Genomic DNA, 18,706 nt, shown 5'->3' on the forward strand with positions numbered 1-18,706 from the left:
AACACCTCTTTCAACTGTATTATACTACAATTTTAATCTTACAGATCGTCAAATGACAGATCGTCTAAGCTAATATCGTCTTCTTCTTGAGCAGCAACTGCTTTTGCTTCATCTTCCAAGTACTGTTTGTCCATTGTTTTGATGAATGGCATGTAAATGAATACACCAAGTACAAGTAAGAATGCCTGGAATGCAGCACCAACCCAGTTAGTAGCCAAGAAACCAGAAATGATAACTGGAGTTGTCCAAGGAATATTTACACCGTTACATGGTGGGAATAAACCGAAGTCCATAGCGAAGTAAGATAAGATAATGTTTACTGTAGGAACCAATACAAATGGAATAACAATTGTTGGGTTCAATACGATTGGTAAACCGAATACGATTGGTTCGTTGATACCGAAGATACCTGGAACTAATGCTAATTTACCTAATTCTGTAATACGTTTAGATTTACAGAATAATAACATTGCGATCAATAATGATAATGTAGAACCACATCCACCGAATGTTGCGAATAAGTCCTGGAACTGCTGAGAGATAACGTGAGCACCATTTGCTACTGTATATCCACCTGTTGCACCAACTTCTTTAAACAGATTCAAGTTTTCAAGAGATAATGTCTGAAGGATTGGGTTGAATACAGCACCAACAACAGAACCACCGTTAACACCGAAGAACCAGAATAAGTGTAAGAAGATGTATGCGATAATCATAGCACCTAATGTATCACCTAATCCAAGTAATGGAGTCTGTAAGAATGTGAAGATGAATGTAAATGCATCTGTACCACATCCAACGAAAATCATATTTACTACAAAGAATACTGTCATAACGATACCTGCTGGAATTAAAGCAGCGAATGACTGTACAACTGTTGGAGGTACACCAGCTGGCATCTTGATGATCCAACCTTTACGTTCTACCCAAGCATAAATATGAACACTAACTAATGCACAAATGATACCCATGAAGATACCTTTGGCACCTAACCATCCCAAATCAATACCACTAACTGTAGCTTTCATGCCTTCAGCTACTTCCATTGCTGCACCATTTGCATCAAATAATGCTTTGATTGAGTTAGTTAAAGCATATGGCATTAAGATGAACCAAGACATCAATGAAACAGCAGCACCGAAAATTGGTGTAGTTTTCATTTCTTTTGCGAATGAGTAACCAATACCCATAGTTGCAAAGATAGCCATAATTGTAAATGTTGCATCAGATTGTTTTCCTAATAATGCACCTAATGACTGTGATCCAATCATGAAGTTATTGATGAAATCTGTCCATGCATTAATAGGGAAGTTAGCAATCAACAAGAAGATAGAACCTACGATCAACAATGGAGTTGATACTAGGAAACCATCACGAATAGCAATTAAGTACTTGTTTCTGCCAATCATCTCTGCAAGAGGCATCAAGTATTTTTCTAATGTTTTTAACATCTCTTTCTCTCCTTTTTCGTTAGAATCATTATACCCTCTTATGATTCTTCTTTTTTGTTACTTTTCTGCTGTATCAATTTGATAGCCATTGCGAGAACCTTGTTTCCATTCATCATGCCATATGCTTCTGAGTCAATGACTGCCATTGGGATCCCTTCATGGCCAAACTGATCTAACATTTCTTTGTATAAGTGTTTAGATTGTGGACCAAGTAATATGCAGTCAGGACGATCATATTTTATGATGTCACCCATTTGATTGATTGGAAATGCTTCCACGGTGATTGGCAAATCACGTATATCTGCCTCCATCTGCATACTGCTTGCTAACATACTTGTAGACATTCCAGCACTGCAGAACAGGTAGATTTTTCTCATACGACTATCTCCTTTCATAGCATACTCATTATATCTTCTTTCGAAAATGATAATCTTGAAGCGTTTTCCTAGTACTAGGAATTATTTCAATTTCGCTTCTAATTCTGCAATGCGTTTGTAATTATCGATCATTTCCTGAGCAATGATTTTGAATGCTTCTGCACTCATAAGCTGGTCTTCAGCGTGAATCAGCAACAGGTTTGGCTGTACAGGATTTCCACTTGCTTCCTGCTGAATCATGGATGCGTGTGCCTGGTGTCCCTGATTGAAGTTTTGTTCTCCTTCTTTGATCAGTTCCTCAGCACGTTTGAAATCTCCACGTTTTGCCTCCTGAATTGCTTCAATGTAGGTACTTCTTGCTGTTCCTACGGCTGAAATAATCTGAAAGCACTGTAATTCTAAGCCTTCCATAAAAGCGCCCTCCTTTTCTTACAATATCATTATATCGTTTATCTTATATAATTACATGGAAGTATTTACCTAGTCCTAGGAAATTTAAATGCTTTTATTTTCTCCCATATATTCTTCATATTCTACAACTTTTGTTTTCGCAAGGTAATCATGGAACATTCTGCGACTGTTTATTTTAAGAATCATAAAACCACTCAGGATACCTACAGCAAGTCCTGCATACATTAAAATTCCTACCAGATTCAGGTTTAATGCCAAAGATAACATGGAATGCCATACACCAGATACGGTATAAAGACTTCCTTCAATGATCATGACACCAATCACTTCTCTGATCAACAGTGTTTTTAAATCTGCTTTTGAATCATCTTTTTTTACAATTTTAAAGCCCATGGCACGTTTTCCAGGTGTTTGTCCCGGATAGATTTTTAAAGGTATGTATACATAATAGAATAACGCAAACAAAATACTTAAGGTGCCTGCAAGATATGCTTTTCCATCTCCAAGCCTACCTGCAATAACCAATACATTAACGCCTGCCATTGTTTCCATATCTTTTGTCCACATCATCCATAGTAAACACATTGGAAGCAGTGTACAAAGACTTCCTAAAAACCAGTCAATAATATAAGCAAATAATCGCTTTCCATTTGCGACATTGCATTCACTGTGATCTAATTTCATATATAAATTAAAGAAAATATTCATGTTTTCCTCCTTATGATTCCTCTTGAATCTGCATGATAAACTCTTTTTGATTCTTAGCCTCCAACAGACTTGCGAACTTGCTGGAATTGATAACGATACTGCTTAACCAGTCGAAGAATACCCGTAATAATTTTCGATCTTCATTACGTATTGCGAGCAATATGACTAGCTGTACATCAAAATCTCCCCATTTGATTGGATTTTTCAATATGGCAACGGATAAACAAGAGTAGTTTGCGGCAACATTGAAGGTGTGTGGAAGAGCAAATCCATAGGTGAATGATGTCGATGACATAGATTCTCTTTGTAGAACGCTATCCTTAAAACCAACTGGTGTATATCCTTCATTGTCTAATTGTTCACACATATAACTGATTAGTTCTTCTGGTGTAGATACATTTAAATCCGTATAGAAGAATTGTGGTTTAATTAAATGTACAATGCGTTCTTTAAATTCCTTTTTACTCTTTACCTTATCCAATTGATTCAAGGCATGAAAGATTCTGCTTTCATCTTCAAAATTCACGAATAGTGATATTTGAATAGTGGGAATACCAAGGCTGTGCATCAATGGAAGGGTTGTCAGAATCATATCCGGTTGTAAGGCTTCCACCTGTGCTTCTTCAAAGAAACTCATATGATCAATGATTTCCATACGCTCAGAAAACCTTGTTTCTACTTTCTGGGCACACAGTTTACTTAATGCCTGATCATCCGGATATATCATCAATACTTTGTATTTGCCAGAAGCTGAGCTACGATCGTATGCACTTCCCAGATGTAACGCAAAGAAACCTATTTCATTTTCATTAATTTCAAGATTTGTTTGTTCACTTAGGAAATTGCCTGCACGTACACCCATTTCAAATACCAGTGGATATTTCTTTTTGATTTCTTCCAGATACACATTGTCTACTTCTACATTACGTGATTGCCGTTCAATTAAAGATTGTAAATGCATTTGTAAACCCACTTTTAAATCCGTATCATTACGGAAGTCAATATCGAACATGGTATAGATATCTGCCAACAAATCTTCTACAAGTTTTTTCACATTGTAATCGCGATTTTCTATTTTAATATTATCCCCGGTATAATCACTGCTTCGTTTCCCCAGCAGCAATAATGCCAGTAATGCGATTTCATCTTCTACCACTTCAATACGGATTTTTCCAGCAACCTTATGGAAGAATTCTTCTGCGATAATATATTCTACACTTTTTGCCAGTTCCGGATTTTTACGGTCTGTGACAATAAAGTTACGATGAATAATACGTTCAATTGCGATACCTACATGCATCATTAATAATGGCATTGCCATTTCACGAATATGGAAATCATATTTTTGTAAAGTATCATCCAGTATCTGCTTAACTTCCAGTAAATCAAAGTCTTTATATAAGGAAGCAAGCTTGTTCATGTTTAAGAAGTTTCCCTTAGTTTCTTCTGCCAGCATGTCCTTATATAATTTACGTTTGCTTTCTTCGCTTCCTTCTAAATGAATAAAGCTTTTTGATCGCACCAGTTTTAAATCATCATAGGGTTCTACCATCTTTTTGATACGTTTAATATCATTATCGATGGAATATCCACTGACATATACTTTATTCTGCAGGTCTATGATATTTAATTCATTTCTTTGAAATAACAATTCCTGAATAATATATACACAGCGTTCCTGCGGTGTCTGTGGAATTGTATCTTCAATTTTGATATCCAGTGTACGAAATATACTCTGATTCAGATGATATCCATAACGAAGATTACTCTCAATCAATTCATTCTCATATGTACGATTAATGACATCTACATCAGAGCGAATGGTACGATCACTGACATTTAAGAGTTTGCTTAATTCTTTTCCAGTAATCCATTCATTCATATCATTCATCATCGCAATGATTTTCTCCTGCCGCTTGTTTAATGCCATATTCTCACACCCTCTCTATGTACCATTATAAAGTGTTGTCGTAGGATTTATTTGCATAGTTTTTCCTAACTGCTAGGAAATTTTACCATATTTATATATCAATTGAAAAGCAAAGCATTATAATTTAACTATATTAGGAAGAAAATCAATTAGAATATGGAATAATATTTCCTAAAGTATTTATAAACAAAAGGATGATAAGCTTTTTTTATTTATCATCCTTCTATGCCTTATTTATTTACTTTTTTCCACAGCTTTCTTTTATAAGCTAATATCCCAAGAATGCCGATAGACACAAAACATGCCGCAAGCAATAATTCACTTTGTGTTGTATCACTTGTTTGTGCTGTAGTGTTGTTAGTTTTCTTATCATCTGTAGAAGCGTTGTTTTGACTTTCTCCATTTGGTGTTACCGCATCATTTTTCTGATTATCATCATCGGGATTGGCGTCATCATGATGATTTTGATCATTTGTAGTTTCCCCATTGTTTCCTTCTGGATCATCCTTTGGCGTTACACCTGTTTGTGCTAATACATAAGTAGAGAAATGATTGGTTTTAAATTGCGCCATGCCATTTATGACTTCTACCTGAAATACTTCTACTTCCTCCTGATCAACACAATAAACCGCAAGTTTATCATGATCGTATCCTCTTGGTATCGGTAGGCGAACACTTACCAATTTGCCATCTTTTGGCTGAATCAATGTTTGATTATGCGTTAAAGTAATGTCATACACTGTAAACTTTTCACTTAATTCACTTAGCTTTTTCTTAATCGTTTCCAGCTTCTTTTCATCTTTCATTTGTGATATGTTTGCGTTTGTACCTTTAGGAAGAATACCTTCTTCTGCTTCAATTGTTACATTTGTTGTTTTATCAATTACCTGTGCAGCTGGATAACTTACTTCTTCTTTATCGGGTATTTCTTCTTCTGTTTTACTACCAGATACTGATAATTGTGAAGCTGTAAATACCAAACCATTTGATTCATTTAGGGTTTGCGCAAAGGTATCATATACCAGCTTTAGACCTGCTTTATCTGGATTCAAGGAAAGCTTTACGGAAGTATTTTCTTCATTTTCAAAATGTAGATAGGCAAGTGGAAGTTTTTGATCATATGCAAATGCTTGTTTCCCTGTTATATACAGATTTAACGCTTTTGTATCTTCATGATATCGATAGTTAAATTTTGCGCCCTGTTTTAATAAGTCCTCATTTGGTACCACTTCTATCAATTTTGCGTTCGTATCTAGCGTGATATTTAAAGAAAGTGCATTTACGGATTCAATATTTTCAATAGAAAGCACTCCTTCATTCTTATTGTCTGTTGCCTCAAAGCTAACAGTAACTGTATCATTGGCTTTTACTGGCATCATAAACATACTGCATACCATAAACGCCGCAATAAATATTTTCATCTTTTTCATAATCTTACTCCCCATATGCCTGATTGTTTAACGTGATACTTGGAAGCTTTTTTGGCAATGTGACATATAATGTATCACTTACCAATCGTTGTCCTTCACTATTTAGTGCATCATCTACACGATATAATTCTACTTTTACTTTCTCAGGTAATTGTTGTGGCAGGTTTTCTGGTTCTATCCAATAGATCCATGTGCCTTTTGCGATTTCATTCAATGGTGCATTTTCAGGAATCTTTGCCAGCAGGATTGCATCTGCGTTACCATTTTCACCTGTTCCTGCGACAACTTTATTGTTTTCATCAATCACAAGTACAGAATTAAATGCTGGATTTCCACGATATTCTCCTGTGAACAACAAAGAACCTTTTGGAATACTCTTACCTGGTGCGTATGTATACGCTTCTTTTAAAATACCAATTCCAGAATCAGTTAAATCAACGTTATCTCCTGGAGGCGCTAAGATATCAATTTCAGCGGCACTTAACGTTTTCTGTTTCGCAATGATTTTTACATAACGTGCATCAAAGATTTCCAGTTTATTGCTTGTGTAATCTTTATCACTGGAAAAGAACACGGTTTGTGTGATTGGACTTGCCTGTAAACTGCCCAAAGCTACGGTTGTCCACTCTTTACCATCATCGGATAATGCAATTTCATAATTTTTTAGATTATCTTTTGCGTTTTCTACTCCTGTATATTTGAATCCTACAACCTGTTGAGAGGCATTCATATTCAGAATGAATTCTATATTCTTATTCGTTTCACCATGATAAACAGAGGAATAATCCTGATCAATCAAAGTTTTTAATGTGTTGTTGTCCTGTTCATCACCTTCCATGATTTGATCATCGGCAACGTTACTGGAAATTTCCCAGTTGTTTTTCACAATGCTTCCATCATGGCTGATTTTTACCTGATCAAGTGTTACCTTGTTGGTTGGATTTAAATTATAATCGTATGCGATGACTTCATATGTGAATACACGATTGTTTGTTGTGGTAATGGTATCGGTATACGTATCATCATTGGTAAAGGCGATAACTTTTCCATTACGGATAATTTCATATCCTAAAATCTTATCTTGATCTTTATTCACAGACATATGTAAAACTGCACGTTTATCATCATTACCATGCGCAGTATCATGTGTTAATTCAGCGGATAGTACTGTATCTTCTGCCATATCTGCCTGATGCTCGATACGTTTTCTTCTTGCTGTTTCATTCAGATAATAGATTGGTTTTGTTTCAGGTTCTAGTTTTTGTGCCTTTAACCAAGCTTTTGTTTCATCACTTGCACTTAATCCCCAGTGTTCAAAATAGTCCGTTAAATCTTTTTCAGCTGCCAAAGAAGCCATACGAATCAAGAGATTTTGATAATCTACATTTGTTCTGTCCGCATGACGATATGCTTGATACATGCGGGATGTAAACATATTGGTATCATCTGGGCGAATCCATGCATCATCATATGCCAGATGTAACTGCCAATACATGCCTAAAGTTGTAAATACACTTGATGCATAGCCTTTACTGCCACTGGTTACTTTTTGATAAATATTTGTATAGTCGTCTTTATATCCACCGATTCTTGAAAATCTTTCTTCATCCAATGTCATCGCAAACTGTGCCACAACATTGTTGGATACTTCCGCATAAGCACCACCCTGCTGATCTAATTCATGACCAATTTCATGGGCAATACCCCAGCCATATAAAGCACCTGTACTGCATTTTTCACTTGTATCTACAGGACATTTTGCAGGTTTTCCTTTCATCAGACCTGCACCTGAACCAAAAGGAATCCCCACGTGACCGCCGCCTGCGTACATAAATGCATTTTGTACATCCATATAACGGATATTGATTCTTGTATGTGGTTTTTGATCAACTGCATCTTTGGCGTTATCTGAAAAACCTTTTTGCGCATAGGTTAAATCCATCAACTGCTCTGCCGCAAGTTCGTTCTGATATAGATTTTCTATCCATTCTGCTTTTGTGGCTGTCCCATTTTTGATACCAGAAAGTGCCTGCGTTGCTGGTATAGAGAACAGCATTTGATCAGATGCAATCTCTGTGACATTTAATGCCTGATGAGCTGCACTGTATGCACTGTCTTTATATTCCTTATCCAGATATGAAACATAGTTATTTAAATCATCAATATAATCAGATATAAGAGCCTTCATTTCACTTTCTTTATGGATTCCATCAAGTTTTAAATAAGGAATCTTAATGCCTCCACTGACACGTACTCGAATCGGATTCTTTTCCATATCATAGCCTGGTTCTTTTCCTACATACCTTAAATATAAAGAACCTCCATGTTCAATATCCTTAGACGTAATATCTGGAATTGTGATGTCATTTTTACCCGGCTGTAATGTTGAAACAACACTCCATTTATTTGGCGTTGCATATGGCTGTGTCATAACCAGCTGTACATTTCCTGTCGCATTTTTACTTTTACCAAGATATACTGCGATTTGATCACCTGCTCTGGCAGCAATGCCTAATGGTTGTAAATCGCTAATGTTATAAGAGAAACCTTTTCCCACATCATTTTTTGTGGACATTTTTTGATCAACCGTTGTGATTTCCTTACTTAAGTCTTTATCTTGCAGAATCTGTTGGGCATAATCTAAATCTTTCTTCAATGACACATAATCAGGATGTAATTCACTTTGATCCTTTGTTTCTAATCTTTCTGATAATTCATCAATTGTTTTCTGCGTTACATTTTCTTTTAATGTAATTTGTAAATCATCCCCAAACAAATTTTGTATATCTTCTGCTAGTGTATCGTATGTATAATATTTCAATTCACTGATTTTGATATCATTATTACCAGACCAATACTGGGCAAGATTGATTTGAATTTTATCAGATGTGATCGGTGTTTTCAGTTTGATACGATAATAAAGATTCTTATTTGTATCATAACATTTCTGTATCTGCGCATCATTTACAAGTATACCTTTTCCATTTTCATCCCAATACTGAACCTTGACATAGGTCAGATCCCCTACAAAATTATAACTAGGAATCACTACAAATTCTCCAAAGGTATGTGCTTCTTTAAATGTTACGATAGGACTTGGTTTTCCTTTATTGTATCCTCCAGCATCCCAGCTGTTGAACTGCCAATAACTAGTTTGATCATTATCTACGATATCAAATTTGTCATAGCCTTCTGGATTGGCAGATGGATAAGTCACATCTTTGATACCGGCTGTTGTTTTATCTTCGCCTAATGAGAAATTAATTAAATGATAATTAGGTGTAATCGTTGGCGCAAGATTGGTTGTCGTGCCAATAGATACAGCCGATTTTCCACCTTCACCTAAATCATTACTACCACTGACACATACCTGATATGTTGTCGCATCCGCTAAATCATCTATCTTAATAGTTTTATCCTTAATACCTGAAATCTTTTTATAATCTTCTGTACCTTTTATACGATAATATACATTATAGGTTAATGCGTTTTCTGATTTTCCCCATGATACTGTAATATTTCGATATCCACCTTTTACATTCACATTTTCTACCGTTTTCGGTACGCTGGTAGGCTTTGGCATACCAATTACGCTTTCTCCATAGCCACTTGACCAGCCATCATCCGTAATGGATTGTACAGAGATGGTATAACTCATAAAGTTTGTAAGATTGGATAATGTCGTATGATTATCGGTTACATTTACTATTTTTTCTGCAATATCTTTCGTTTTGCTATCATAACCAACATATTTAACTTGATACCCATTCACATTTACAACGTTATCCCAAGCAACATCCAGCGAACTGTCTTTAGATGTTACAGAAACATTTTTTGGATAAGCTGCTTCTGGTACTGGAATCGTATCATATACATCATTTAAAAATTCTACTTTTGTAATTTCCGCTAAATGACGATTTGTTCTGGTTCCTGTAACCTTGATTTTGATATGCTTGACTGCGACTTGTCCACCTAAATCGATCACAATATTTGAATCTTGTGCACGAGCAGAACGATATTGCTTCATCCCAAATGGTTTTTCTATGACAATTTCCGCACCACTTTGTTCATCTATAATCGTAACATCTGCTGTTCCTGATGTGATTGCTGATTCACCCTCACCTGCATCAATTTCAATTTTATTCATTTTCACTGGTGTCGTAAGTGCTAAAGGTATTTCTATTGGGGTATCTTTACTTATGGTTTGTGTTTCATCCTTAAAGCCAAAGGTTAGTGGTTCTTCATTCTCTGGATTTATCAGATTTTCCACAGTACCCTGCAAGGTTACTTCTGGCGTTGTTTCTATTGTGATATTTTCTGGTTTTAATATCGCATTGCCTAAAGATTCTAAAGCATCTTCTGCTTTCATACTTAAAGTCTTATGAATATAGCTTAAATCTAAAATATCCACAATGCCATCCCCATTGATATCATAAGTTAAATCTGTGGAATCCTGATCAATTTGATCTAATTCTAAATTATAGTCCATATCATTGACCATACCATCATCATTTAGATCTCCACATAAAAATACAGAACTGGTATCAATGTATAAATATTTACTGTAGTCCTTAATCTCTACGTCCTGTTCGACAGTATGAAAACCATTTCCTTTCAACTGGAAATGATAAGTATTTAAAGGAAGCCCATCAAATACGATAGAAATACGCCTGATATCATCCTGATCAGTAGTGACCCTTGTATATCCTGTGACTTTTTGATTCTGGATAATACCTTCAAATGTAGTATCCTCACCACCCAAATTCACAGAAACCACTTCATCACCAACATGAATTGAGGCGCTTATGCCTTGTTTTGTTTTCTTGATTGGCTGATGAAATACGATATCCGCACGCAAAGAACCGCTTGTTGTTGTGGTTGTGGTCACATCTTCTGCGGAAATGCTTTTGCTTTTCTGAAATGTATTGATTGGCAATAACATTGCGGCTGCCACCAGCAAACTAACTATTTTTTTCATAAAGTTTCTCCTTCATCCCTCATAAGGTAGGTTACATCTCACAAACTACTTATACCATATTTTACCATATTCTTCCAGAAAGATGCATTTTCGTGTGACAAATTTATGATGTTTTATATCTTTATAATAATTTATGTTGTTATATATGAGGTGAAACTTTATTTTTTCTTTTTTTAAACCAAAAACTGAGAACCTATCTAGTCCTCAGTTTCATACCTAACAATTTTTTGAAGCTTGTATAATCATCAATCTACAATTTCATTACAAACGCATTCATCTTTTGAAAAAATCAAAATCCATTTCACGATATCTTGATTAGCAAACTCTTTTGCTTCTCCATATTTTTTTAACTGAAGATATGCTTCTTTACGTTTTTCCTCTAGCGTAGCTTGATTTAAGTTTTCTTTCTTAATATACTTTAATTCAAACAATGCCGTTATTCCTTGCGTATGATATGGGAATAATACGATATCTACATAGCCTTCCTCTACTGGGTATTCGCTTTTCAATAAGACATACTTATTAGATTGCGCAATTGCTGCAGCTGCTATTTTTACTTTAGATTCTGAAAATCCTCTAAAATCTCGATTATCCAAACTCTTTAAGATACCTTCTATATTAGAAACGAAAAGACTATTATCTTTTTGGTCTATGATTCGATTTATGGATTCTGCATAATTAGAAGTATTCACATGAAAATCCAATTGTATCATTTTTCTAAAATAATCAAAATATATCTTTTTTATGAATGTATTAGGAACTGTAAATTCAATCATATCTCTATATACACTATGAATTGTCAAATATCCTAAATAGTACAAAAGAGAAATGAAATCATCTCTTGTAAACGCAACATCTAAACAAAATGAAGTAGTCAATTCACAGGTTATTTTTTCTTTTGACAAAATTTCAAGTAATATATCCTTATGTTTTTGATCCGAATTTATCATAAGCAAGCTTTCTAACTTGTTATAATCTGAAAGCATATTCGAATCAATCATATCAATAGGTGCTTCGTGATAAATTTGCCGTTGATCAAAATAGTAAAATACCATATTAGGATTAAATAAGCATTCCTTTTTTTTCTTTGTAAAACAATAGCCATCATACATGATTTTCATGTCTTGTAATACTGCCTGTTTGTTTACAATTTCATCAATTTCAAGAATTAATTTATACATTTCATCTTTATCAAATCCCATCATACTATGGTATCGTGGATCTAAAGAAAGATTGGTACTAATATTAAATCCTGAAGTCATAGAATCTAAGGTAATTGGAGAAACACCTGTCATAAAGATACGTTTCACAACACCTTTTGATGTTCCAATTTTCAATGTTTCATAAAACTTCCTAACATATCCGTTTTTTGAAACAATATTTTTAAACCCTTTTAAATCAAATGATATTAACTCATTAGAAAACTGGTCATATTCATCAATGATAGCATAAATCGGAATATCAGTTTTGCTAGGCAATTCATATAGTAATTGAGAAATAATTCCTGCTGCAGATCTTTTTTCCAATTCTATATCAATTTTATATTTGTTTAAAAATTCTTTGCATTGGTCTTCTATCCTTTGTGTAAACTCTCTTTCTAACATATCTGATGATGTATCATTTAAACCCGAAAAATCAAAAGGTAAAATTAGATAACTATTTTTTTCTACTGTTGGATGTTCATGTATATATGTATCCTTGAAATAAACATCAAAATTATCTTTTGTTAAAATATCGTAATAACAAGAAAGCATGGATATAAATAAAGTTTTTCCAAATCTTCTAGGACGAAGAAAATGAACAAACTTGTCATTTCCATTTTCTAACATTTCTATATACTTCGTCTTATCTACATAGACAAACCCTTTTGTAACAATATCGACAAAATTCGAATTTCCTTTTGGTAGTTTCAGCATAAAACTACCTTCTTTCTGTACTTTATTATACCATAAACCATTGCTCATTCATTTGAATCGTGAAATATTTAGTAATTATCTTCTTACTATATCATTTTCTAATTTGCAGTGGTATCAATTATAAAAAGATGTGCACGAAACACATCTTTATTCATAAACTTCTTGTATCATCTTTTCGATAATACAGGTATGTTCCTTATTCTTTTTGTCGTAATTGATTCCTACAAGCAAACACTCTCTTACATTTTTTACTTTTTCAATATAGTTTTTTTCCTTAATTTGATTTATAGCTTCTTGGGCATTTTTGTCATATTTCAGCTCTAATATGATTGCTGGATCACCATAATTCTTTGGTTTAAATAAGAAATCTACATATCCTTTGCCTGATTTATCTTCCCTTGTGACTTCATAATCATCTCTTGCTTTCAAATAACATAATGTTATTAGGCATGACATACTATTTTCATCATTATACTGTATAAACGGTATTTCTTTATCATGCGCTAATTCAATCATTTCAGCAACCTTTTCTGCATTGCCATTTATGGTTTCTTCCAATATTTTCTCAGAGTTTTCTACAACTTCCGCAACACCACCCATACTCTTTCTTTCTAGTGTTGCTTCAAATTTTTCCATCAATTCAAAATTAGGGATACGCAAGTAACCATTATGATAGGACAAAAAGCCAAATACTACCATGGCAGATAATATTTCATCTCGACTGTTTAATCTTAAGTCTGAAGCACTGTATCCTTTTAATTTTACTCTTATTGGAATACCTGCCACCATTTTCACAATGTCTTCTCTTACCGCACCTACATTATGTTCAATATATTCTGCGATTTCATTCATTGGTCCTGTTTCTGTCCAATAATTCTTACATACTCCATCTCTTAATGCGAAGGATACAGAACGTGGATTAAATAAGCTAGTATCATCAGATTTATAGTAACCATCATACCATTCTTTTAATACTTCATATGATGGTTTTGAAAAATGCTGTGTTAATTCTTTTACTTCTTTTTCATCAAAGCCAAAATAATCTTCATAAGTGCTATCATTCATGAAATTATATTCTTTAAACATATTTAATTCTGAACCTGTTGAATATTTTGCGATTGGCAAAACACCCGTCATGTATACTAATTCAACATATGTCTTACTTTTTAATAATCTCTTCAAAAATTTCAGATATTCAAATTTATCTTTTTCCTGCATAAAATCTTCGTAAAAGATACTATCCCATTCATCTATGATGAAGATAAATTTTTCTTGGCTTGCAAGAAAAAAATCACTTAAAGAATCATCAGTTTCATGAACTTCGATATGAAAATAATCTATTAAATCTTTTCTCATTTTTTTATAAATACTATCAATATACTGTTCATAAGAATTACAATTTTGTGGAACATTACTAAAATCAATATAAATCACATGGTGTTTATTGATATGTTCTTCATAAGAGGCTGTTTGTACTATCTTTAAATCTTTAAATAAATCGTGTGTATCATAACCTTGTGTATAATATGCGCCTAGCATATTTGCATTGATTGTTTTTCCAAATCTTCTAGGACGTGTAATACAAAAATAACAATCTTCACTACCAATGAAATCATTCAGTTTATTAATTAACATACTCTTATCAACATAGATTTTATTTTTCAAGACACGTTTAAATAATTCTACAGGATTATTTGTATCCAGGTAATACATATATAAGCACCTCATTTCTTCTCTTTCATTATACCCTAAATTCTTTTATAAAACAGTATAAAAGTTGCTTTTTATACTGTTGCTGGAATGCTCTGATATCATTGATTTGTAATCACACCCCCTACTCGATATGCATACCTTTTTACAAAAAGAAAAGGATGCCGAAGCATCCATGATTTCTTATTTACCGAATGTTTTGATTAGTTTGATAGCTGTCTTTAAAACTTTTTCTCCATCCATCATACCATAAGCAGCAGAATCAATTACTGCAACTGGAGTCTTGTCACCAAATTTTTTGTTAGTTTCTTCGAACAGGTATTTTACCTGTGGTCCAAGAAGGATGCAGTCAGGGTGTAATTCATCAACGATGTCCTGGATTTTTGCATGAGAGAATGCTTTTACTTCAACTGGAAGCTGATGAGCATCTCCTACTTCCTGCATTTTCTGTGCTAACATACTTGTTGACATTCCGGCGCTACAAAACAAATAAATTCTTTTCATTTTAAACTCTCCTCTCTAGTTTTTTTTTATTACTTGCTCTTTGCTTCAAGAGCTGTAATTCTTTCATAATTTGCGATCATTTCTTCCGCAATAATCTTGAATCCTTCAGCACTCATTAGCTGGTCTTCTGCATGAATCAACAATAAACATGGTTCTACTTTCTGACCGCTTGCCTCCTGCTGAATCATAGAAGCATGCACTTCATGTCCCTGAAGAAAACTTTTTTCTCCTTCAGCAATCATGTTCTTTGCTTCTTCAAAATTCCCTTTCTTTGCTTCCTGTATTGCTTCAATATAGCTGGAACGTGCCATTCCAACCGCAGATATGATTTGAAAGCACTGCAGTTCTAAGCCTTCCATTATGTACCCTCCTATCAGTAACCTCTCTATCACGCACTATCATTATACGTTGAAATGAAAGATTTTGTTTTTAACACAACTTCCTAGCCATTAGGAAAAATCTTATGAGTGTCAGTTTATGGAAAACATCTTCCTAATCGCCTAGGAAAGGAATTTGTATTCCAGCAGCCAAGTTTCTCTCTATAATGAGTATAGATAAGAAAGAGGGTAAAGAAATGTTAGAACATACTTGGTCATTGGATTCCTTATATAAAGGATTTCATGATGACAAATTTCAGAAAGATCTAAACGACCTACATCTATTATACGACAATTTTCAGCATTTTTGTAAAGAATTGTCTACATATGATGAACAAATTCAGGTAATTGAAAGTGTAAAGCTGTTAGAAAAGGAATATGATTTATCTTACCGTTTACGTTTATACTGTATTTTACGTCAATCCGTTGATACTACAGATAAAGAAACCTTAAGCTATTTGAATATTGTGAATACACGTATCTCAAGCTTTTCCGTATACAAAGCGCAATTAAAGGATGTGATTGCACATGCAAAACATCTGGATGATATTATCAAAGGAAACGATATGCTGAAAGGTTATTCTTTTATTCTTCATGAAATGCAGGATAAAGCAAGTCACAGTTTAAGTAAAGAAGCAGAAGGTATTTTAGCAAATGTTGCGACAACCAGTGTAAAAGCTTTCTCTGATATGTATTATCACTTAACTTCACATGTGAATGTAGAATGCCTTGGTAAAACAATGACATTAACAGAAGTAAAAAACTTATGTCATTCTACCAGCAAAGAAGTTCGTAAGGAAGCTTTCCTTTGTGAAATGAAAGCTTATGAACAAATCAAAGAACCATTAGCCTTCTCTGTGAATAATATCAAACGTCAGCAGTTGATGGAAGCAAAACTTCGCGGCTACGCTGATCCTTTAGAAAAGATGTTGATAGATTCCCGTATGCAAAGAGAAACACTAGATGCAATGTATGGTGCAGTGGATAAATATCTGCCTAAATTCCATGAATATTTACGTACAAAAGCAAGCATGCTGGGATATGACAATGGTCTTCCATGGTATGATATTTACGCAACCATTGGTGAAAGCAATATGACGTTTACAATAGATGATTGTGAAGCTTATATTTTAAAACATTTCAAAAACTTCTCTGATGATTTATATGGAATGGCAAAACAGGCAATGGATGAACACTGGATTGATTATCCAAGTCACACGGGCAAACAAAGTGGTGCGTTCTGTGAAAATTTAGGATGGATTAAACAAAGCCGTATAATCACAAATTATGCTGATACGTTAAGTGATGTCATCACGGTTGCTCATGAACTTGGACATGCTTACCATGGTATGATGATTGAAGATCAACAGCCTTTGAATCGTGAATATTGTATGCCACTTGCGGAAACTGCGTCTACATTCAATGAAAATATTATGTATAATGCATTGATCAATGATGCTGATCCAAAAAATAAATTATTCCTAATGGATACACAGCTTGCGGCATTATGTCAGAATATCTGTGATATTTATACACGATTTACTTTTGAAAAATCAATCTTCGATAACTGTGAAAGTCGCTTTATGTTCGCTACAGATTTAGAAGAGCTAATGTTAGATGCAGAAAAGAAATGTTTTGGAAATGGTATGGATCATGATTGGTTACACCCATTCCGTTGGATTACCAAAGTGCATTATTACATTCCAGATATCGCATATTACAACTTCCCATATACCTTTGGCGCATTGTTCTCTCGTGGCTTGTATGCAATGTATGAAAAAGAAGGCAAAGACTTCTTACCAAAATATCGTGCGTTGTTAAAAGCATCCACAACCAATACGGTAGAAGATACTGCGATGGTAGCTGGCATTGATCTTACAAAACCTGATTTCTGGGAAGCTTCCTTACAATCTATTACAAATCAGATGGATGCCTTCTTAAACCTGGTAAAGGAGATGAAATAAATGGTAAAGTTTTTTAATCTGCATGATGATATTGGTACAGATATCTTTGATCATCGTGATAGTAAACCAAATCGTTTAGATGATTATCATTATCCAAAAATGAAACAGGGTGGTATTGATACAACTGCGATTGTATGTTGCTTTGCGGATGCAGAAACTACATGGCAAGATATGGTAGATCAGGTGCTTTATGTAAATGAAAAAATCAAAGAAAGCAAACATTATGCCTTCGATTATTCTAAAGATATCCGCGTGTTTATCGCCATAGAAGGGATGTGCGGCATCAAAGAAGGTGCCCGTGAAAAAATACATTGGCTGTATGAGCATAATGTAAGATGTGCAAGTTTATGCTGGAATGATCACAATGCCCTTGCATGTGGTGCAAAAAGTGGAAATATGCCATTAACACCCCTTGGAATTGAATGTGTAAAGGCAATGAATGAAGTACATATGGCTGTGGATGTTTCTCATTGCTGTGAATGGAATTTTTATGATATCCAGCGTATTTCCACAACACCAATCTTAGCAACACACAGTAATGTGAAAGGCTTATTTAATCACTATCGCAACTTAAGTGATCCTCAAATTCAAATGATTATGGAACATGGTGGTGTGATTGGTGGTTTGCCTGTTCGCTGGTTTGTGACAAGAGATGAAAGTAAACAAACATTAGATGAATTTATCAATATCATTGATTATATAAAAGAGAAATATGGCACAAAACAGATTGCCCTAGGATTTGATTTTATGGATTACATGGATGATCCTACCTGCATGGTAAAAGGATTAGACAGTGTTGCCCATATACAAAATCTTGCGAACAGACTTATTGAGCGTGGATATAGTCAGGAAGAAGTTGAAGATATTTGTTTCTATAATGCAAATCGTTATATGGAAACATATCTTAAATATTAGAAATGAACCAGAAGTAATACACAGATATCGCTTCT

General features: G+C 34.2%; 13 protein-coding genes. 2 read left to right on the plus strand and 11 right to left on the minus strand.

Going from position 1 to position 18,706, the window contains the following annotated elements; all coding sequences use genetic code 11:
* Positions 1-38: 38 nt before the first annotated feature.
* The 11 genes from DW761_RS11790 to DW761_RS11840 all read right to left on the minus strand — a co-directional run bounded on the left by DW761_RS11790 (position 39) and on the right by DW761_RS11840 (position 15,774).
* Positions 39-1,451, minus strand: a complete 1,413-nt coding sequence (locus tag DW761_RS11790; RefSeq protein WP_117454828.1) for a PTS sugar transporter subunit IIC — start codon at positions 1,449-1,451, stop codon at positions 39-41.
* 38 nt (positions 1,452-1,489) lie between these two features.
* A complete protein-coding gene (locus tag DW761_RS11795) occupies positions 1,490-1,828 on the minus strand; it encodes a PTS sugar transporter subunit IIB (protein WP_117454827.1) in 339 nt (112 codons plus the stop codon).
* An 81-nt stretch (positions 1,829-1,909) separates the two neighbouring features.
* The gene (locus DW761_RS11800; RefSeq protein WP_117454826.1) at positions 1,910-2,239 is read right to left on the minus strand and encodes a PTS lactose/cellobiose transporter subunit IIA; all 330 of its coding nucleotides are present in this window, start codon (positions 2,237-2,239) and stop codon (positions 1,910-1,912) included.
* A gap of 84 nt (positions 2,240-2,323) precedes the next feature.
* Positions 2,324-2,947 (minus strand): RDD family protein, encoded by a 624-nt coding sequence (locus tag DW761_RS11805; RefSeq protein WP_117454825.1) that lies wholly within the window; start codon positions 2,945-2,947, stop codon positions 2,324-2,326.
* Between the two features lie 10 nt (positions 2,948-2,957).
* Positions 2,958-4,877: a BglG family transcription antiterminator gene (locus tag DW761_RS11810; RefSeq protein WP_117454824.1), complete on the minus strand. Its 1,920-nt coding sequence runs from the start codon at positions 4,875-4,877 to the stop codon at positions 2,958-2,960.
* Between the two features lie 230 nt (positions 4,878-5,107).
* Complete coding sequence (locus tag DW761_RS11815) at positions 5,108-6,307, minus strand: hypothetical protein (RefSeq protein ID WP_117518281.1); 1,200 nt, start codon at positions 6,305-6,307, stop codon at positions 5,108-5,110.
* Positions 6,308-6,311: 4 nt separating this feature from the next.
* Complete coding sequence (locus DW761_RS11820) at positions 6,312-11,285, minus strand: M60 family metallopeptidase (RefSeq protein WP_117518282.1); 4,974 nt, start codon at positions 11,283-11,285, stop codon at positions 6,312-6,314.
* A 245-nt stretch (positions 11,286-11,530) separates the two neighbouring features.
* Positions 11,531-13,249: an AAA family ATPase gene (locus DW761_RS11825; RefSeq protein ID WP_117518283.1), complete on the minus strand. Its 1,719-nt coding sequence runs from the start codon at positions 13,247-13,249 to the stop codon at positions 11,531-11,533.
* Positions 13,250-13,348: 99 nt separating this feature from the next.
* Complete coding sequence (locus DW761_RS11830; RefSeq protein ID WP_158552730.1) at positions 13,349-14,914, minus strand: AAA family ATPase; 1,566 nt, start codon at positions 14,912-14,914, stop codon at positions 13,349-13,351.
* A 180-nt stretch (positions 14,915-15,094) separates the two neighbouring features.
* Entirely contained in the window at positions 15,095-15,415 is a 321-nt protein-coding gene (locus DW761_RS11835) for a PTS sugar transporter subunit IIB (RefSeq protein ID WP_117454819.1), read from the minus strand.
* Positions 15,416-15,444: 29 nt separating this feature from the next.
* On the minus strand, positions 15,445-15,774 hold the full coding sequence (locus tag DW761_RS11840) for a PTS lactose/cellobiose transporter subunit IIA (RefSeq protein WP_117454818.1): 330 nt from the start codon (positions 15,772-15,774) through the stop codon (positions 15,445-15,447).
* Positions 15,775-15,989: 215 nt separating this feature from the next.
* Here DW761_RS11840 and DW761_RS11845 point away from each other — a divergent pair, with 215 nt between their 5' ends.
* Together DW761_RS11845 and DW761_RS11850 are read left to right on the plus strand one after the other, a co-directional pair.
* On the plus strand, positions 15,990-17,756 hold the full coding sequence (locus tag DW761_RS11845) for a M3 family oligoendopeptidase (RefSeq protein WP_117518285.1): 1,767 nt from the start codon (positions 15,990-15,992) through the stop codon (positions 17,754-17,756).
* Positions 17,757-18,671 carry a dipeptidase gene (locus DW761_RS11850; protein ID WP_117518286.1) on the plus strand — a complete coding sequence of 305 codons (915 nt, stop codon included), beginning with the start codon at positions 17,757-17,759 and terminating at the stop codon, positions 18,669-18,671. It abuts the gene before it with no gap.
* Positions 18,672-18,706: the final 35 nt, after the last annotated feature.

It is taken from the genome of Absiella sp. AM29-15 (assembly GCF_003434225.1).
Lineage (GTDB): Bacteria > Bacillota_I > Bacilli_A > Erysipelotrichales > Erysipelotrichaceae > Hoskinsella > Hoskinsella hominis.

Bases quoted from the DNA above. Each gene is read 5' to 3' on its own strand.
- DW761_RS11850 (WP_117518286.1), top strand. From the start codon at position 17,757: ATGGTAAAGTTTTTTAATCTGCATGATGATATTGGTACAGATATCTTT.
- DW761_RS11800 (WP_117454826.1), bottom strand. From the start codon at position 2,239: ATGGAAGGCTTAGAATTACAGTGCTTTCAGATTATTTCAGCCGTAGGA.
- DW761_RS11790 (WP_117454828.1), bottom strand. From the start codon at position 1,451: ATGTTAAAAACATTAGAAAAATACTTGATGCCTCTTGCAGAGATGATT.
- DW761_RS11815 (WP_117518281.1), bottom strand. From the start codon at position 6,307: ATGAAAAAGATGAAAATATTTATTGCGGCGTTTATGGTATGCAGTATG.
- DW761_RS11840 (WP_117454818.1), bottom strand. From the start codon at position 15,774: ATGGAAGGCTTAGAACTGCAGTGCTTTCAAATCATATCTGCGGTTGGA.
- DW761_RS11820 (WP_117518282.1), bottom strand. From the start codon at position 11,285: ATGAAAAAAATAGTTAGTTTGCTGGTGGCAGCCGCAATGTTATTGCCA.
- DW761_RS11810 (WP_117454824.1), bottom strand. From the start codon at position 4,877: ATGGCATTAAACAAGCGGCAGGAGAAAATCATTGCGATGATGAATGAT.
- DW761_RS11830 (WP_158552730.1), bottom strand. From the start codon at position 14,914: ATGTATTACCTGGATACAAATAATCCTGTAGAATTATTTAAACGTGTC.
- DW761_RS11825 (WP_117518283.1), bottom strand. From the start codon at position 13,249: ATGAGCAATGGTTTATGGTATAATAAAGTACAGAAAGAAGGTAGTTTT.
- DW761_RS11795 (WP_117454827.1), bottom strand. From the start codon at position 1,828: ATGAGAAAAATCTACCTGTTCTGCAGTGCTGGAATGTCTACAAGTATG.
- DW761_RS11835 (WP_117454819.1), bottom strand. From the start codon at position 15,415: ATGAAAAGAATTTATTTGTTTTGTAGCGCCGGAATGTCAACAAGTATG.
- DW761_RS11805 (WP_117454825.1), bottom strand. From the start codon at position 2,947: ATGAATATTTTCTTTAATTTATATATGAAATTAGATCACAGTGAATGC.
- DW761_RS11845 (WP_117518285.1), top strand. From the start codon at position 15,990: ATGTTAGAACATACTTGGTCATTGGATTCCTTATATAAAGGATTTCAT.